Below are 17735 nucleotides of genomic sequence, written 5' to 3' on the forward strand. Positions count from 1 at the left end.
TGAGCCATGAGCCCGAGGCCTTGAGCCTTCGAGCATTCCCTGCGCCGAGGGCGGGTGTCAGACCGTGCCCACCCGAGGCGTCTCCCATCTGACCGGCCCTGAGTTCCTTGCTCCAGGGGGCCCACGACGCGGAGAGACAAACCCTGGAAATGACGCTGTCGCAAGCGCTTGTCGAGATGGCCCCTCCTGACCGCACCCTGTCCCCTGAAGAGAACCAGCGCCGTGAACGCGCCATCGTGATGGTGTTCGAGGAGCTGTCCCGCCTCGCGCGGCGCGTGGTCGAGCCCGCCCACCGCGACGAGCTCGTGAGCAACCTCCTGTACCGCCTCATGAAGAACCGGCCCGGTCCGCGGCGCTATACCGCCGACGACGAGGGCGCGCGGGCGTACCTCGTGCGCGGCCTGAGGAATCAGGAGAAGGACGCGCATCGCCGCGACGCCCGGCAGGCCAATCGGTGCCCGGATCCGCGGGATCGCGACAGCCGGAAGGCGCGCGCGCCCGAGGACGAGGACTTCGTCGATCCCGAGACGCCCGACGACAACCTGCAGCAGGACGAGCGGGCGCGGCTCGAGGCCGAGGCGACGCGCCAGCTGTTCGACCTCGCCATCCCGGCCATCTCGAGGAGCCTGCAGAACCCGACGGGCTTCCTCGCCAACATGGCCGACCTGCGCGCCATCTTCGACGGCACCCTCAGCGTCGACCAGATCGTCGCCCGCGAAGGCGGCACGCCCGAGACCTACACGACGGTCCGCAACCGCGTCTACCAGCGCCACAAGCGGGCCCGCGCGTACCTCCTCGAGGTGCCGCGCAACAGGCCCGACGACGTGCCGCGGCTGACCGCGTGGCTGACCCGCGCCGGGTTGCCGTCCGAGCTGACCGACGAGGTGCGCCGCGTCGCCAACGAGGTGTTCGCGCCGCGCGTCGACCGCGGCGAGGCCGCGCTCGAGGAGCAGGTGTCATGAACCCGGAACTGTTGCTGGAGCACCAGCTCCGAGAGATCGGCATCACGCCGGAGATGCTCGGCGACGTCGAGCGCGTGCCATTCCAGGCCCGACCGGGGCATGGCGCGCTGGGACGCGAATGGCCAGCCCGGGTGGAACACGACGACGAGGCCGTCGCCTGGGCGTCCTTCTCGTCGCTCGGTCGGCCAGCCTCGTCGGAGCACGCCATGTTCGTGGCGAGCCCGAATCCCGAGTCCCTCCTGCCCGCGCACAGCTCGGTGATGGACGACCTCGGCCTGCGCCTCGAGGTGGACCCGTCGGGGCGCGACCTCCGCGTCATATCCCGCGAGGGCGCGGCGTTTCAGGTGCGACCGGGCCTGGGTACCGTGGAGGCCCAGGTCGCGGACGCGGCGGGCATCGCCCGCGTGACGCTGCAGCAGGACGGGCGCTTCCTGATCGAGTCGGCCACCGGCATGCCGCTGGTGGTCGGCTGGCGCGAATCCCGCGCCCTGCTGCTGCGGCCCGTGTACCCCTGGGCGGCCCCGCCGGTCGAGGAGTGGACCATGATGACGACCGACCGTTGGATGCAGGACAGGCTCTCGCGCGGCACCCACGCCGACGCATGGACACGCACCTCGCTTGCCGGTCAGCTGGCCCGCCTCTGCGAGCCCGAGGAACGCGACGTCGCGGCGCTGATCGCCAGCGGACGCCTGCAGGACCTCGTGAGCGAGGTGGAACTGGCGCCCAGGCGCTGGGCGCGTGCGCTGCCGCCCACCGAGAAGGCGGCGCTCGAGCAGCAGGCCGTACGGCGCGCCGAGGCGCTCGGCGACGACCTCACCGACCTGTTCGACACGTTGTCGGCCGACATGACCGAGGCCTCCGAAGCGTGGGCGCGGCTCTGCCATCGACGTGACGACATCGAGAGCGTGCGACTGCTGCTGAAGGAAGCCGGCACGGGCGAGGCGCTCGACGCCGTGCTCGAGGCCACCGACCGCACCGGTCGCGCCATCCGGATCAACCTCGAGGCCTCGCTGACCAGCGACGACGAGCGGCTGCGCCGCGTGGCGCTCGGCGACCCGTCGGCCTGGTGGGGCAGCACGGACTTCGAGGCGCACTACTTCTGATGCCGCCACTGCGTCCACACGTCGCCGACGCGGCGTGGTCGGCCGGGCCCTGGTGCTGGCCGCGGGAGGGCCAGCGCGCCGAGCGCTGGCGCGATCGGCACGGCCCGCCTCCCGTGCCGCCACCCGGCACGGTCGCTGGCCTCACCGTGCAGGACGAGACGACGGCGCTCTGGTGCATCGCGTGCGGCCCGCGTCGACACGCCCCACGCGGCGACGGCGGGGCGACGCTCGGCCCCGAGACCCGTGGCGCATGGCACGACGCCGGCGTGTCGCTCCCTCGCGCCGTGCCGGTGCTCTGGCGCAGCGTGCACGAGGGCACCGCCCAGTTGCCGCGCGTCACCTATCTCGCGTCGGCCTCGGGGGTCGCCGTCGTCCCCGACGTCAGGCAGCCCATCGATGGGCCGTCGTTCGGCCTGGCCTTCGGCCTCGCGCTCGCCTCTCGCATTCTCGACTGCGCGGTGCCCGGCGACGTGATCGCCACTGCGACGCTCGACGCGACCGGCCGGGTGGGGCCGGTGGGCGGCCTGGCACAGAAGCTGCGCGCGGTGGGGCGCATGGCGCCCTCGGTGCGGCGCGTGCTGGTCGCGGCCGCGCAGCAGGCCGAGGCGCAACGCCATGCCGCGCCGCACGTCGAGGTGATCGGCGTGTCGCACGCCGCGGCGGCGATCGATGCGGTGTTCGGGCGGCGCCTCGCGGCGCGGCTCGTCGAGGCGGGCGACCAGGTGGAACGGCGCGAGGAGCTCACGGGCAGCTTCTTCCGGCTGGCCCTGATGGGGAGCGAGGGCTTGGTGGACTGGCGTCCGGTCCGACGGGGCGCGCGCCTCGCGCTCGACCGGTGGAAGGATCTCGGCGCCGACGCGCGCTACCGGCTCGAGTTCGCCGAGGCCGTGGCGGCGCGGCACGTCGACAACGGCGGACGCGCCGACCTGCCGCCACCCGGGTGGCTCGACGGGCAGCCGCGGCCGATCCGTGTGCAGGTCGTCGCCCACCTCGTGCAGCAGTGCGCCGATGCCGGCACGCCGGTCGTCGCGGCCATCGAGCCGATCGCCGCGTCGCTGCTCGATCACCCGATCGCCGAGTCGTCGCCTGCCGAGCTCCGGCTGCGCGGCGCCGTGGCGCGCCTGCTCGCGGTCACGGGGCGTCCCGATGAGGCACGCCGCCTGCAGGAGCAGGTCGCGCTCGCCTTCGCGGCCATCTACGCCGACCAGGATGTCGCGTATCCGTTGGCGGAGTGGGCGCGGCTCGCCGGCGTGCTCGGCGACGTGGAGGCGCTGGCGCGAGCGGAGCGGGCGCACGACCGTGCCCGGAGCAGCGGCGGCTACCGCGGCCTGGGTCCACGGTACGTCGACCTCGCGCTGGTCAAGGGCGCGCTGCTTGTCGACCCGACCGATGCGCAGGCGCGCCGACGGGCCCTGGCGCTCGGCACCGACCCGACGCTGCCCGACACGTTGCGCTGGTCGGCGCTGCGCTGGGCAGGCGGCGGTCGCGCGGCGCTGGAGCGGGCGACGGCCGAGGGCGATCCAGTGGCAGGGCGCCAGTTGGTGCTCGCCCGGCTCGACGAGGCGGTGCGGGCTGGCGATCCGGCTGCGGTCGAGTCGGCGATGCGGGTCCTCGCGCGGTACGATCCGGGCCCGGTCGGACACCTTCGACGCGCCGGCGCGTCATCGTCCGACATCGCGAGGCTTTACCCCTACTGACGCGCCCCTCGCGTTCGCCCGAGCGTCGTCGATCGTTGTACTCGAGGAGACGGCACACGTCTCACACCGGGCTACTCGTGACAGACATCCTCCTCAAGCGCATCGTCACCCAGGGACTCCAGAGCGAGCCGTTCACCTACTACGTCCTCGCGTCCTGCGAGGGCGACCAGGCTCTCGCCACCTTCATCGACGACGGTGTCGGGCCACGGCGGTCGGAAGTGATCACTGCCGATGCCGGCGCGCCGCTGCGTCGCGCGTACATCCGGAGTGTGAAGGTGCGTGGCTTCCGGGGCATCGGGCCGGAGCGCACGCTTGACCTGCATCCGGCCAATGGCCTCACGGTGATCACGGGCCGCAACGGCTCGGGCAAGAGCAGCTTCGCGGAAGCGATCGAGGTCATTCTGACCGGGAAGTGCGTGCGAGTGGCCTCGATGCAGAAGCGGTGGCGTAACAGTTGGCGCAACCTCGACGCCACCCATGCACCCTGGATCGCCCTCGAGTTCAACATCGAGCACGCGGGGTCGGTGGTGTTGCAGCGCAAATGGAATGCGCAGGAGGACCTCGAGGACACGACGGGCGAGCAGACGGTGGTGAAGGCCCCCGACGGCACGGTGCCGATCGCGGAGACAGGATGGCGCAGGGCCGCGGCGGACTACCGGCCGTTCCTGGCGTACAGCGAGCTCGGCACGCTCATCACCGAGTCGCCCTCGCAGCTGCACGACGCGCTCCTCGCGGGCCTCGGCCTCTCCGACATCGAGAACGCGCGCAAGCGCATCGTCGCGGCGCGCAACCAGCGCAAGACGCTCATCACGCAGGCGCGCGACACCGCAAAGCTGTTGCTGGCGACGGCGCGAACCGTGGCCTCGCAGCATGAGGATGAACGCCTGCGCCGACTCGCGGCGCTGCTCGACGCCGACAGCGTCGACCTCGACGCGATCACGGCGCTGGTCGATCTCGCGGCCGACACGGACGACGACGTCCAGCAACTCAGGGAGTTGGCCTCGCTGCCGGCTCTCGACCTGGACATCGTGTCCAGGGCCGTGCACGCCCTGCGTGAGGCCGATGAGCGCGATCGCTTCGCGGCGGCGGACAAGGCGGGTCAGGCGCGGCGAGTCGCCCGCCTGCTCGAGCAGAGCCTGGAGGTCGTGGCGGCTTCGGCCGACGGCACGTGCCCGGTGTGCAAGTCGCCAGGGGTAATCACGGACGCATGGCGCGTCGAGACGCGAGCCGAGATCGACCGACTGAAGGTCGAGGCGGAGGCAGCCGAACTGGCACGCGGTGCGGTAAGACAGCGGCTGGCCGAGGCGCGGCAATTGATCACGCCGATGCCCGGAGCCGTGACGCGGGCGGCGGCATCACCGGTCGATGGCATCGACGCCAGTGCCGTGGCGGCTGCATGGGCCGCCTGGGCGGCCGTGCCCGCTGACATCACGTGCGAGACGCTCGCCTCGCACCTCGAGGCCCGCGGGCCGGCACTGGCGGATGCGGTCGAGCGCGTACGGGAGGCGGCGCGGGCGCTGCACGAGCGCCGGCAGGACGTGTGGCGGCCACTCGCACTGCAGGTGCAGGCGTGGCTTCCGGACGCCCGTCGCGCGCAACGGCTCGCGGTCGTGATTCCGCAACTCGACGAGGCCGCCGACTGGCTGCGAACGGCGGTCGACGAGTTGCGCGACGAGCGGTTCGAGCCGATTCAGGCACAGGCCGTGAAGAACTGGGAACTGGTGCGACTGCAGAGCAGCGTCAACCTGCGCGACATCACGCCGTCAGGCGCGGGTCCAACGCGTTCGGTGTCGCTCGACGTCGATATAGACGGGCACCCGTCCAACGCGCTCGGGGTGATGAGCCAGGGCGAGATCAACAGCATGGCCCTCAGCCTCTTCCTGCCCCGCGCGGCCCTGGCCGAGAGCCCCTTCGGGTTCATCGTGGTCGACGACCCGGTACAGGCGCTCGACCCGTCGAAGGTGGACGGCTTGGCGCGACTCCTGGCAGGTGCGGCCCAGGAGAGGCAGGTGATCGTGCTGTCGCACGACGATCGCCTGCCCGAAGCCATCCGCCGGTTGGGGATCGAGGCCCGCTTCGTGGACGTGAGCCGACGCGCCAACTCGGTCGTGGAGCTCCGACGGACGTCTGGCCCCATCGAGCTGCTCATCGAGGATGCGCGCGCGGTGGCCAAGACGCCGGAAGTCCCGTTGAGTCGCCGGCAGCGACTCGTGGCCGGCTTCTGTCGCTCCGCCATCGAGGCCGGGTGCATGCAGGCCATTCGCGCACGCCGCATCGGTCGGGGTGAGGCGCACGCCGACGTGGAGGACTTCCTCAAGGAGATCGACCGCCTGAAGGAGCTCGTGTCGGTCGCCTTGTTCGACAGGATCGACGAAGCGAAGGTGGGCCCCCGGCTCACCAACGCGCTCGGCGCCTGGGCGCGCGACGTCCTCGACGACTGCAACGAAGGCGCGCATGGGAGGTTCGACGGCGACCCGCTGGCGCTCGTGAAGGACGCCGAGAAGCTCGCGCTGTACCTGCGCGACCACGTGAAGGCTGCGTGAGGTGGGCGACGCTTCCCCGCGCGACGTCCTGCAGGACGCGACCGAGCTGATCACGAGCACCGACTGGGCCACCTCGTTCTGGTGGTGTCGGGGCGCGGCGTTGCTGGCCAGGCAGGCCCTCGAGCTGTCGGTGGGACAGTTCTGGGAGGCACACGACCCAGGCATGGAAGCGGCGTCGATGCGGGCGCAGTTCCTGTGCCTTCACGACGTCGAACTCGAGGCACGCGTGATCGCCGACGCGAGGATTGCCTACGATCTGCTGTCGCGGGCATGCCACTACCACCCGTACGAACTTCAGCCCACGCGGGAGGAGGTGGTGCACTGGGTGGCCGCCGTCGAACGGTTCCATGAGGCGCTGGTCGCCCACGCCATGCGCCTGCCGCAACGCTGATGGATCGGCATCTCCTCGAGGCCTACCGGCGCGCCGAGTACCGGGTTGCCGATCGCGGCTACACGTTCACGCTGCGCATCGACGCGCTGTCATGGCCCCTGCGCGCGGTGCACGCCTCCTTCGGCGTGGACCGGTCGGCCTACATCACGGCCTGGAACCCGGGCAGCGTGCCGACCGATCGCGCCATCAACGAGGCCGCGCAGGCGAGCCTGACCGCGGACGTCGAGGCGCTCGGCCTGCACTGGCTGCGTGGCGAGGGCGTCGACCCGTCGGGGTCGTGGCCGGGCGAGCCGTCGCTGCTCGTGCTCGGCCTGCGCGAGCCGGAGGCGCGCGCGTTGGCGGCGCGCTATGGCCAGGTGGCCATCCTCTACGCGAGCTCGGACGCCACGCCACGGCTGCTGGTCACCGGTCCCCTCCAGGCGTAGGGGCATCACGGCATCGCAGATCGCCGCGTCAGACCGGTCCGGCCGCGGGCGTTTCCCTTCCATGGAGGGGACGCGCATGAAGACGGACATCACGGTGGTGCTGGATCGGTCGGGCTCGATGGCGGACATCGCCGACGACATCGTCGGCGGGCTCAACGAGTTCGTCGCCAAGCAGAAGGCGCTCGAGGGCGAGGCGCACTTCACGCTGGTGCAGTTCGATGACGAGTACGAGGTGGTGCACTTCCGCGTGCCCATCGGCGAGGTCCCGCCGCTGACCCGGCAGACCTACGTGCCCCGGGGGATGACGGCGCTGCTCGACGCCATCGGCCGCACCATCAACGAGATCAACGCCCGCATGGACCGCATGCGCACCGAGGAGCGGCCGGACCAGATCGTGTTCGCCGTGGCGACCGACGGCCAGGAGAACTCGAGCCACGAGTTCACGAGGCGGCAGATCTTCTCGATGATCCGCTCGCGCGAGAAGCTCGCGCAGGTGGATCCGTCGGCCAGGCCGACGTGGGAGTTCGTGTTCCTGGGCGCCAATCAGGACGCGATTGAGGAGGGCGGCCAGATGGGCTTCGCGGCGGCCCGCGCCGTGGACTTCGACGCCGACGCCGGCGGCGTGCACGCCGCGATGAGCGTGATGCACAGCAAGATCGCGCTCAAGCGGTCGATGGGCCACCTGGCCTCGATGGACTTCGCCTCGAGCGAGCGCTCGCAGCTGAGCCGCAAGAAGCGCAAGACCAACTAGGCGAGGCGCAAGCCGTCTGCGACGAAGCGGGCGAACCCGGCATCGGTCGTGGCCAGCGGCGCTTCCGCGTCGATGGCCGCGGCCGCAATCAGGCAGTCCGGGAGTGAGCCGCGGCGACGTCCAGAGGCATTGAACAAGCGCGCGGCGAGTTCGGCATGACGCGCGTGGATGGGAACGGGGGCGCTGAGCAATCGGGCGGCAAGCGCCCGCTGCTGGTCGGTGACCGGGCCGCACAGGAACTCCGCCCACGCCATGGCGCTCATGTGAATGGCCCGTCCCTCATTGAGCCATCGCGTCATCCGTGACGCGGCCTCGGTCTCCGGTCGGGCCGCGCGCAGCAGGAAGCTCGTGTCGATGTGAACGGCGGTCGTCACGGCTTCTCCCAGGCCATCACGTGCGCGTCGCGCTCGGCTCGGATCTCGGCCACCCAGGCGGCCTCCTTCTCCGGGGTCATCTGCATCGACGCCTGCAGTTCCTTCAGCGCCGCCAGGCGATCCGAGGCGGCCGACTGCTCGTCGGCCATGCGCACGGCACGTCGCAGCACTTCCGATTTCGACACGTTCCACCTCCTGGCCAGTTGCTCGATCCGCCCAATCGTGTCCTCGTCGAGTGAGTACGTCGTTCGAACCGATGTTATTGCCATACCCAGAGTATGGTCGTAACTGTTCTCGAGCGCAAGGGCCATCTGCCACGCCTCCGGCGCTTCGCAGTGGTAGCCCTCGTGCCAGGCGTCGAGGCCCGGAAAAGCCGACAGGGCCGGCGTTTCCGCCGACCCTGTTGAAGAAACTGCGCTCGGCGCGGCGAGGACACCGCGCGCTTGTCGCTACCTGGTCCCTACCGCGGAGTCGCGGCCTTCACCACCGGCGCGTCCGACGCGCTCCACTCCTGGTACGAGCCGTCGAACAGCTTCACGTCGTAGCCGAGCATGCGGCCGACGATGACGGGGACGGTGGCCTGCACCCCAGAGGTGCAGTAGCTGACCAGCGGGGTCCCCGGCGTGAAGCCGGCGTCGCTGAACATCTTCTTCAGGTCGTCGGTGGACTTGAGCGTCTTGTCGGCCTTGAAGAACGTGCTGTACGGCAGGTTCACCGCGCCGGGGATGTGGCCGGGCCGCTTGATGGCGCCGCCGCGGTCGTCGGCCCCGGTGTACGACTCGACCGGGCGCGCATCGAGCACGTGCGGGGCTGGGGCGTCGAGCCCGGCACGCACCGCCGCGAGGTCGATCGTCGCGCCCTCGCGGACCTTCACCGTGAGCGATCCGGGCCTGGGCGCGGGCACGGGCTCCGAGCTGATCCCGTTGCCGGCCGCCACCCACGCCGAGAGGCCGCCGTCGAGGATCGCCGTGCGCGCCCCGAGGCCGGCGTAATCGAGGGTGAAGGCGACGCGCGTCGCCAGCGGGAACTCGCCGTTGCCGAAGTACACGACCACCCGCGAGTCGTCGCTGATCCCGAGGGCCTCGAGCTTCGCCTCGAGGTCGGCAGGGGCAGGCAGCTCGTTCTGCCGCGGCGGGTTCGCCGTGGTGATCATCGAGAGGTCGACGAAGTGCGCGCCCGGGATGTGCTCCCTGGCGTAGGCGTCCTTGTCGCCGACGTGGAGCAGCACCAGCTTCGGGTTGCGCAGGTCCGCGGCGAGGGCCGACGCGGAGACGAACGTGGGCGTGCCGGCCGGCGCCTGGGCGAAGGCCGCGGCGGCGGAGAGCAGCGAGATCGCGAGGGCGGGGATGATGCGACGAGCCATGCCGGAAGCGTAGCAAATCCACCAGGTAGGGCGGCATGTCCCCATGCCGCCGTTGGTCGGATCACCGACGAACGGCGCGATGGGGACATCGCGCCCTACCTGATTGACCAGCGGGAGCCGTCGGGGCGCTTCTCGATCACCACGCAGGTCGGCATGCGATCGGTGAGTTCGCGCACGTGCGTGATGATGCCGACCATGCGGCCGCTGACCTGCAGCGACTCGATGGCCGAGGCCACCACGTCCTGGGCAGCCGCGTCGAGCGTGCCGAACCCCTCGTCGATGAACAGGCTGTCGAGCCGCACCGCGCCGGCGGCGCGCTGCACCTGCTCGCTGAGCTCCAGGGCGAGGGCGAGCGAGGCCAGGAAGGTCTCGCCGCCGCTCAACGTGTCGGCGGCCCGCCGCTCCTGCGCGTTGTCGTGATCGACCACCACGAACTCGTCGTCGATCCACTGCAACGTGTAGCGGCCCGAGAGCTCCATCAGCCGCGTCGAGGCGCCCAGGACGAGGCGCTCGAAGTACTCGCGCAGCAGCCAGGCCTGGAAGGCGTCGGCCTTGAGGTCGCTGGAGAGCCGCGTGTAGGTGTCCACGCCCTGGCGCGCTGCGGCGACCTGCGACTGCGCGGCGACGGCCTCGAGCGCGCGGGCCCGCAGGCCCTGCAGCCGCACCTCCAGCATCGCCACGTGCCTGACGTGCCCCTGCACCGCCTCGTCGGCCTCGCGCTCGGCCTCCAGGCAACGCGCCACATCGTCGTCGCGCACGGGCTCGGAGCCCAGCCGCGCTTCGATCTCGGCCAGCTGCGCGTCGACGGCCGCGACGCGCCGCGCGTGCGCGGCGGCCTGGTCCTCGAGCTCGCCCAGGTCGGCAGGCGTCAACAGGGCCGACGCGGCCTCGGCAATCGACGCGAAGCCCGAGGCAGCCAGGGTGCCGGTGATCCGCGCCGTCACCGCCTGGAGGGCCAGGGCGGCCTGTTCCAGGGCCCGCGCCGCGGCCGCGTCGGCCTCGGTCGCGCCGGCCAGTGTCGTCTCCTCGCGCGACGCCGCGACGCGCGCCGCGTCGTGCGCGCCCTCGACGTCGAGGATGCGGGCGCGCAGGTCGGCCAGCTCCGCGCGCGGGTCGGCGGCGTCGGTAGCCTGCCGGATCTCGGCCCGCTGCTCGTCGAGCCTCGCCTGCTTCTGTCCCAGCTGCGTCGAGAGCGCAGCGAGCGCCTGCTGGGTCGAGGCGATGGCCTGCGCCGTCAGCGCGACGCGATGCTCGGCGGCTAGTCGCGACGTCTCGAGGATCTGTCGCTGCCGCTCGCGGCCCTCGCGCTCGGCACGCAGCGCCTGCAGGTCGTCGAGGCGCTCCAGCAGCCAGTGCTCCGGCATCGCTGCCCTGGACGCCGGCAGGTACGGCGCGAGGCGACTGGCCAACGTCGCGATGGTGCTGGCGACGCGCTCCCGCAGCGCGCGCTGCTGTTGCTCGGCAGCCGCAAGACGGGCCCGCGCGCCTTCGACGGCCGCGGCCGCCTTCACCTGGCGCTCGCGCTGCTTCTCCACGCGCTGACCGAGGGTGACGCAGGCATCGGCCGCCTCGTTCTGGGCGTCGAGCAGCGCCGTGAACTCGGGGGCGTGCTCCACCGGCGGCACCTCGGCGACCAGCTGCGTGCACACGGGACACGCGTCGCCGGCGTGCAGGTGCGAGCGCAGCGTCATCGCGCGATGGGCGTCCTGCGCGGCCGTGAGCTGGCGCGCCACCTCGGCCCGCCGCGCCTCGGCCCGCGTGAGCGCGGCGCGTGCCTCCTCGAGCGCCGTCGCCTCGGCGGCCGCGATGCGCTCGTCCTCTGCCAGGTCGGCGCGGGCACGCGACGCCTGGGCCTCCGCATCGGGGCCCTGCTGGCGCGCCGACCGCAGTTCGCGCGCGACGTCGCGCCACTGCTCGCATGCGGCCAGCTCCGCGGGATCGAACGTGACCGCTGACAGTTGTCGATCGAGCCGCGCCACGTCAGCGGTCACCTGCTCGAGAGCCGTCGACCGTTCGACCTGCTCGCGGAGCCGGTCCTCGAGCTCGGCCGCGCGGGCCACGCGTTCCCGGGTGAGCGTCTCGCACTCTGCGGCCAGCGCCTCTGCGTGCTGCAACCGGCCCTCGAGGGCCTGCAGCTTCTCGGCCTTCTCGCGCGCCGGCGCCAGGGCCGCCACGGCCCGCTCCGCCTCGGCCAGCCGCGCACGGGCCCGCGTCGCCGCCTGTTGCGCCGCGGCCAGTCGTCCGGCGGCCTTCTCCCGTGCCTCGGTCCGCTCGCGATGCACCGCCTCGTCGCGCGCGTGCTGGGCCAGTTCGGCCTCGATCGCCTGCGCCCGCCGCGATCGCGCGATGCGCTCGAGCCGCGCCACTTGCTGCGGCTCCGACTCCCGCAGCGCATCGCGCTCGGCACGACGGACCGCCAGATCCCCGGCGAGCGCCGCGCGCGCCTCGGCCAGCACGCGAGCCGCCTGCGCGAGGGCCCTGGCCTCGACCAGCTGCGGCTGCCGCGCCTGCGCGGCCGCCAACTCGAGCTCCGAAGCGGCAATCGCCTCCGGCGTCGCGTCGGCGCAGGCGTCCAGCTGCCGCTGGGCGGCGTCGAGCTCCGCCTGGGCCTGCGCGCAACGCTCACGCGCCAGTTGCCGCATCCGGCCGTACACCCCCAGACGCAGCAAGTCCTGCAGGATCTGCCGGCGCTGTGCCGGCGCGCCCTTGAGGAAACGCGCGAACTCGCCTTGCGGGAGGATGACCGCGTGCGTGAACGCGTCGTAGTCGAGGCCGACGATCCGCTGCACCGCGTCCTTGACCGCCGTGGAGTTGGCCGCCACGGGCGTCGCGCGTCCGTCGACGATCTCGTCGAGCTGGCACGTGCCCGCCGTGTTGGTTCGGCGCACCGTCCGCGACACGACGAACGTGCGCGCGCCGACGGCGAACCGCAGCGTCACCGTCATGCGGTCGCGGCCGTGCGAGATGAGCTCCTTCATCTGCGCCCGGCCGACGCGCGGCACCTCGCCGTAGAGCGCGAACGTGATCGCGTCGAGCACGGAGCTCTTGCCCGCGCCGGTCGGGCCGGTGATCGCGAACAGCGACAATCCGGAGAGGTCGAGTTTCTCCTGCGGGTCGCGGAAGCAGGTGAACCCGTTGACCTCGAGGCTGAGCGGCTTCATGCCGGCTCCTCCTCGCGCAGCGCCGCGGCGTACAGCGCGTCGAAGGCCGCGAGCGTCGCCTCCGTGGAAGTGCCGCCCGACTGCTGGACGTAGGCCTGATACAGCTCGCGCGGCGACACCGTGCCCGGTCTGGGCGCCACCGGTGCGTCCTGGCCCGGCTCGGCCCGCCGCAGCTCGACGCTCACCACGCCAGGGAATGCGTCGCGGACACGCCTGTTGATGTCGGGATCGACGGGGCCGAGCGCCGCATCCACGACGACGCGCAGGTGCGGCTGCCCCGTGAGATCGACGTCGGCGACGACCGGCACCGTGCCCGGGATGACGATCGTCCGCAGCGGGCGGGCGCCCACGTACGGTCGCGCCTCGACCCGCGCCGGCTGGCCGGGACGGGCGTCGATGACGTTGTAGGCCTTGGCCTCGCCCTCCTCCCCGAAATCGAGCTGCATCGGCGCGCCGGCGTACCAGGTGGGCGCCGGGGCGGCCTCGATGCACTGGTGCCGGTGGATGTGCCCGAGCGCCACGTAGTGCGCCGTCGACGGCAACACCTGCGGCTGCGCCGCCCAGTCGTCGCCGACGTGCATCCGGCGCTCGCTCTTGCCGACCACCGCGCCATCCAGGTGCGTGTGGGCCAGCAGCAGGTTGACCGTGGTGCCGCCGAATCCCGCGCACATGTGCGAGACGTACTGCTGCATGCGAGCGGCATACGTGGACATCGCCGCGTCGGGCGCCGCGCCCAGTTCCTCGGCCGACAGCACCTGCGCCGCCGACACGAACGGGATCATCGCCACCAGCGCGGCCTCGCCCGAGGCCGTCTCGATGGCCACCCGGCCGCCCTGGTCACGGTGACGCACGACGCCGCGCGCAGTCACCCGCGCGAGCTCGGCCAGCTGCGCCCACGCTTCCACGCGCGCCGGGCTGTCGTGGTTGCCGGCAATCAGCACCGACGGCACGTCGAGCCGGCCGATGCGCCGGAAGAAGCCGAACACGATGCGCTCGGCCTCGGCCGGCGGCGACGGCGTGTCGAACACGTCGCCGGTCATCAGCACGAGGTCGATGCGCTCGCGCTCGACGACGTCGGCCAGGTCGTCGAGCACCGCGGCGAGCTCGTCGAGGCGCGACTGTCCCTTCCACGCCTTGCCGGCGTGCCAGTCGGACGTGTGGAGGATTCTCACGGCGTGATCCGGGCAAACAGCGCGTTGTCGTCCTCGACCCTCGCCGCGGGCACCTCGCTGGCACGCGTCGCCCAGGCGGGGAACGGGAACCGCACGAGCACGGGCATCGGCACTTCCGGCTGCGCGACGATCATCGTGCCAGGCTGCAGCATCGACGCACGTTGCCGTCCGACGGTCGAGAGGAATCCGTACTCGGCGCGCTGCGCCTCGGCCGCGTCGAGGCGCCCCACGACGCGCAGCGAGGCGTTGGAGACGATGCGCCGCTCCACCTCGCTCGCCGTCTGCTGCGCGCCGAGCAGCGACACGCCGAGCGATCGCCCCCGCTCCGCGATGTCGAGCAGCACGTCGCGGATCGGGCTCCAGCCCTCGCGCGGCGCGTACTTGTTCAGCTCGTCGAGCACCACGAACACCAGCGGCCGGGCGGTGCCCTGCTGCTCCTTCTCCTCGAGCATCCGCTTGAGCAGCACGCCGACGACGAACATCTGCGCAATCGAGTGCAGCTGGTGGATGTCGACGACGGTGACGCGGTGGTTGCGGAGCTGCACCTCGCGGTTGCGCGCGTCGGAGTCGCCGCGCACCAGGTGGCCCATGTGCTGGGCGGCGCGGTGCAGGCGCCGGCGGAAGGCGTCGAGCGTGCCCTGGGCGACCGGCGTGCTGCCCATCATCGCGTCGAGCGCGGTCGTGTCGAGCAGATCGACGAGGTCGTCGAACGACAGGACGGGCGCGCCGTTCACCCTGATGCTCGCGCTGGTGGGATCGCCCTCGCGGGCCGCCTGCTCGAGCGCCTTCTCCACCCGCATCACCACGATCGGGAACTGCGCCTTCGCGTCGTCGCCGTCCGCGAACACGAACGGCAGCAGCCGCTGCTTCGCGAACTCGCGCATCGTCCACACGTACGGGGACACGCCCTCCTGGCGGCTGCCGGTGCTCGGCACGAGGGCGCCAATCGCCCGGTTCGCGGGGGCGTACAGGCCGACGCTCGTGAACGGCCCGACCGGCAGGCCGAGCCGCGCGTAGACCTGCCTGGCCTCGTCGGTCAGCCGGGCGTTGGGCGTGTCGAGCCAGAGCAGGTCCTCGCCCTTGACGTTGAAGATCAGCGCCCGCGTGTTGATGGCCTCGGCGCCGAGCACACCGGAGTGGAACAGCGAGTACAGCAGGAACGTCGCGTAGGACGTCTTGGTGGCGACGCCAGACACCCCGCTGATCGAGGCATGCGCGCCGCGCGTGCCGTCGAGGAACTCGAGGTTGGCGTACACCGGCTCGCCGCTGCGCGACACGCCGATGGGCAGCGGCTGCTCCATGCGATCGGCGAACAGCGCCTGCCGGAACTCCTCGCCGACGACGACCCGCGCCGGCGTGCCCGGATGCGGCGGCACGTAGACCTCGGGGTCGATGCGCGTCACCTGGACGTGCGCGGCGTACGAGACGTCGGCCGGCAGGATGCCCTTCGCGACGCGGAAGGCATCGCTGTCGAACTGGCCGCCCTCGTAGCGCTTGCGGACGATGTCCACGAGGCCGAAGAAGCGGACGACCGTGCCGTCTGGCTGCCGGGCCTCGACGAGGATCGGGTCGTCGAGCTGCACCGACGCGCCCTCCGCGACCCCGATCCAGAAGTCGAGGGGCGTCGCGTCGAGCGAACCGAGCACGAGGGCGGTCGGGGTGGTCATCCGGCGATCAGGTCCACGATCTTGCGGCGAATCAGCCGCGCATCGCCCATCTGGTGGCGCAAGTGATCTTCGAGCGCGCCGAAGGGCATCAGGTTCTGCGGCGCGCGGGGATCGCGCGCCGACGACGGGGCGAAGGCCGGCAGGCGCGTCGCGGCCTCGTCGGCAAGCCGACGCGCGACCTCGAGGCCGGATCGCGCGCTGACCTCCAGACGCACCAGTCCGGACATGTCTGACTCTGCCGGCCCCGGCGCCGCCAGGCGCAGGAACCACGAGTACCGCGCTCGTGCCTCCTGGCCGATCAGGAACACCGGCGTGCGTTGGCCGGCACCAAGCCGCGCGAGCACCGGCCGGTGCGATTCGGGCACGTACAGCTTGTAGACGCGCTTGATCAGCCCGACGATGTCGGGCATGCGTCGACGGTCGGCGCCACCCAGGGCGCCGCCGCGACGGTCCCCGCGCAACGACCGCCGCTCACCGGCGCCCGCCGGTGGACCCTGCTGCGCGCGACGTCGGTCGATGCCGGCGGCCGGCCCGAGATCCTGCAGCGGGCCATCGCAGACGATGAGCGGCGGACGATCGATCTCGCGCGTCGGCAGGCCGAGCGGCCCGGTGCGCGGGCCGCCCGCCGGGATGAAGGGCGATTGCGTCATCGCCGCTTCGGCGCGGCGCATCGCCGCATGCAGGGCCTCGAGCGGTCCGTCGGGTTCGGGGTCTGGCGTGCTGAGCGGCTGGTACTCGAGCTCCGGGCCGATGCGGACGGGCCAGTCCGGCAGTTCGCCGCTGCCGTAAATCAGGTGCCGGCCGAACCGCGCGTCGGCGAACTGGGCTTCCCGCCCCGGCGTCGCGACCACGCAGCCGACCCCGTAGCTGCCGAAGGCCCCGTAACAGGAGACGCCGCGCGATTGCACGATCAGCCGCGCCTCGAGACGGCGGACGCCGTCGATGAAGGCGATGGTCCGCTCGTCAGGCTCGCGTAGCGGGTCGACAGGCGCCCATACGCCGGCCGGGTACTCCACCCCCAGGTCCACCCCATCGTCGGCACCCGCAGTGACCGAGAAGTCGGCCTGCATCTCCGCGCCGTAGTCGACGTCCCAGCCGTCGAGGCGCACGGTGAACCCGCCGAACGTCACGGCTTGCTGACCGGCGCGTCGGGCGTCCGCGCCCACTCCTCGTAGGACCCGTCGAACAGCTTCACGTCGTAGCCGAGCATCCGGGCCACGAAGTAGGGAACGGTGGCCTGCTGCCCGATGTGACAGTAGGTGGCGATCGAGGTGCCGGGCGCGGCGCCTGCCGCCTTCAGCATCGCCTCGAGCTCGGCGCGGGGCTTGAACGTGCCGTCCTCGCGCACGAAGGTGCTGAATGGCGCGCTCACGGCGCCGGTCACGTGTCCAGGCCGCGGAATGCGCCCGTTGTTGTCGCTCTCGCCCGTGTAGAACTGCGGCAGGCGCGCGTCGATCACCAGGCTGCCGCTGGCGCCGGCGTGCGAGCGCACCCAGGCGAGGTCGGCGACCGCCTCCGGGCGCGGCCGGAGCGTGAGCGTGCCGGGCGCGGGCGCCGCAGGCACGTCGGTCGTCACCGGCTTGCCGGCCGCCTTCCACGCCGGCAGGCCGCCGTCGAGCACCACGGTGCGGCCGCCCAGGCCAGCGTAATCCAGCGTGAAGACGACGCGGGTCAGCGGGCTCACCCAGTCCTTGCCCATGTACAGCACGATGCGCGAGCCGTCGGAGATGCCGAGCGCCTCGAGCCTGGCCTCGAGGTCGGCCGGCTCCGGCAGCTGGAGCGTGAGGCCGCCCTCGCGCGGCGCAGCGGCGATGGCCCGTGTCTCGAGATGCCGGGCGCCCTGCAGGTGCCCCGCGTCGTACTCGGCCTTCTCGCCGATGTGGAACACCACCGTTGCGGGGTCGGCGAGCATCGGCTCGAGCTGCGCCACCGTGACGAGCGAGGGCGCGCCGCCCGGCTGTGCCGAGGCGGGCGAGGCCGCAGCTCCCACGAAGGCAACGAGGGAGACGACGAGGCTCGGGATCAGGCTGCGGGTCATCCCTCAACGATGACATAGGTTGCGGTTCGGGAACGGGGCACCAGGCACCGGGCGGTCAGTGACCCGACGGCTCGGATGTAGCCGCCGG

15 protein-coding genes and 1 pseudogene are annotated in these 17735 nt (G+C 72.2%); 7 read left to right on the plus strand and 9 right to left on the minus strand.

Going from position 1 to position 17735, the window contains the following annotated elements:
• Window positions 1–149: 149 nt before the first annotated feature.
• The 7 genes from TBR22_RS25765 (at window position 150) to TBR22_RS25795 (ending at window position 7872) form a co-directional block, all read left to right on the plus strand.
• Window positions 150–962 carry a hypothetical protein gene (locus TBR22_RS25765; protein WP_239490716.1) on the plus strand — a complete coding sequence of 271 codons (813 nt, stop codon included), beginning with the start codon at window positions 150–152 and terminating at the stop codon, window positions 960–962.
• Window positions 959–2065: a hypothetical protein gene (locus tag TBR22_RS25770; RefSeq protein WP_239490717.1), complete on the plus strand. Its 1107-nt coding sequence runs from the start codon at window positions 959–961 to the stop codon at window positions 2063–2065. Before TBR22_RS25765 ends, TBR22_RS25770 begins: the two co-directional genes overlap by 4 nt.
• A complete protein-coding gene (locus tag TBR22_RS25775) occupies window positions 2065–3762 on the plus strand; it encodes a S16 family serine protease (RefSeq protein ID WP_239490718.1) in 1698 nt (565 codons plus the stop codon). The genes TBR22_RS25770 and TBR22_RS25775 overlap by 1 nt, the downstream gene beginning before the upstream one ends.
• A gap of 77 nt (window positions 3763–3839) precedes the next feature.
• On the plus strand, window positions 3840–6305 hold the full coding sequence (locus TBR22_RS25780; RefSeq protein WP_239490719.1) for an AAA family ATPase: 2466 nt from the start codon (window positions 3840–3842) through the stop codon (window positions 6303–6305).
• A 1-nt stretch (window position 6306) separates the two neighbouring features.
• Complete coding sequence (locus TBR22_RS25785) at window positions 6307–6696, plus strand: hypothetical protein (protein ID WP_239490720.1); 390 nt, start codon at window positions 6307–6309, stop codon at window positions 6694–6696.
• Window positions 6696–7121, plus strand: coding sequence for a DUF3293 domain-containing protein (locus TBR22_RS25790; protein WP_239490721.1), 426 nt, complete (start codon window positions 6696–6698; stop codon window positions 7119–7121). Before TBR22_RS25785 ends, TBR22_RS25790 begins: the two co-directional genes overlap by 1 nt.
• A 76-nt stretch (window positions 7122–7197) precedes the next feature.
• Window positions 7198–7872, plus strand: a complete 675-nt coding sequence (locus tag TBR22_RS25795; RefSeq protein ID WP_239490722.1) for a vWA domain-containing protein — start codon at window positions 7198–7200, stop codon at window positions 7870–7872.
• Here TBR22_RS25795 and TBR22_RS25800 read toward each other — a convergent pair.
• From TBR22_RS25800 to TBR22_RS25835, 9 genes and pseudogenes are all read right to left on the minus strand, one after another.
• Complete coding sequence (locus TBR22_RS25800; RefSeq protein WP_239490723.1) at window positions 7869–8246, minus strand: PIN domain-containing protein; 378 nt, start codon at window positions 8244–8246, stop codon at window positions 7869–7871. The two genes, TBR22_RS25795 and TBR22_RS25800, sit on opposite strands and share 4 nt — an antisense overlap.
• Window positions 8243–8431: a hypothetical protein gene (locus TBR22_RS25805; protein WP_239490724.1), complete on the minus strand. Its 189-nt coding sequence runs from the start codon at window positions 8429–8431 to the stop codon at window positions 8243–8245. The genes TBR22_RS25800 and TBR22_RS25805 overlap by 4 nt, the downstream gene beginning before the upstream one ends.
• Window positions 8432–8440: 9 nt before the next feature.
• Window positions 8441–8557, minus strand: a pseudogene (locus TBR22_RS27010) (hypothetical protein); the annotation flags it as partial.
• Window positions 8558–8706: 149 nt separating this feature from the next.
• Complete coding sequence (locus TBR22_RS25810) at window positions 8707–9609, minus strand: sulfurtransferase (protein ID WP_239490725.1); 903 nt, start codon at window positions 9607–9609, stop codon at window positions 8707–8709.
• Window positions 9610–9704: 95 nt separating this feature from the next.
• Window positions 9705–12770, minus strand: coding sequence for an AAA family ATPase (locus tag TBR22_RS25815; RefSeq protein WP_239490726.1), 3066 nt, complete (start codon window positions 12768–12770; stop codon window positions 9705–9707).
• Complete coding sequence (locus TBR22_RS25820) at window positions 12767–13942, minus strand: exonuclease subunit SbcD (RefSeq protein WP_239490727.1); 1176 nt, start codon at window positions 13940–13942, stop codon at window positions 12767–12769. The genes TBR22_RS25815 and TBR22_RS25820 overlap by 4 nt, the downstream gene beginning before the upstream one ends.
• Window positions 13939–15609: an ATP-binding protein gene (locus TBR22_RS25825; protein WP_239490728.1), complete on the minus strand. Its 1671-nt coding sequence runs from the start codon at window positions 15607–15609 to the stop codon at window positions 13939–13941. The genes TBR22_RS25820 and TBR22_RS25825 overlap by 4 nt, the downstream gene beginning before the upstream one ends.
• On the minus strand, window positions 15606–16739 hold the full coding sequence (locus TBR22_RS25830; RefSeq protein ID WP_239490729.1) for a hypothetical protein: 1134 nt from the start codon (window positions 16737–16739) through the stop codon (window positions 15606–15608). Before TBR22_RS25830 ends, TBR22_RS25825 begins: the two co-directional genes overlap by 4 nt.
• Window positions 16736–17647, minus strand: a complete 912-nt coding sequence (locus TBR22_RS25835; protein WP_239490730.1) for a sulfurtransferase — start codon at window positions 17645–17647, stop codon at window positions 16736–16738. The genes TBR22_RS25830 and TBR22_RS25835 overlap by 4 nt, the downstream gene beginning before the upstream one ends.
• Window positions 17648–17735 lie beyond the last annotated feature (88 nt).

Source organism: Luteitalea sp. TBR-22, assembly GCF_016865485.1.
Classification (GTDB): domain Bacteria; phylum Acidobacteriota; class Vicinamibacteria; order Vicinamibacterales; family Vicinamibacteraceae; genus Luteitalea.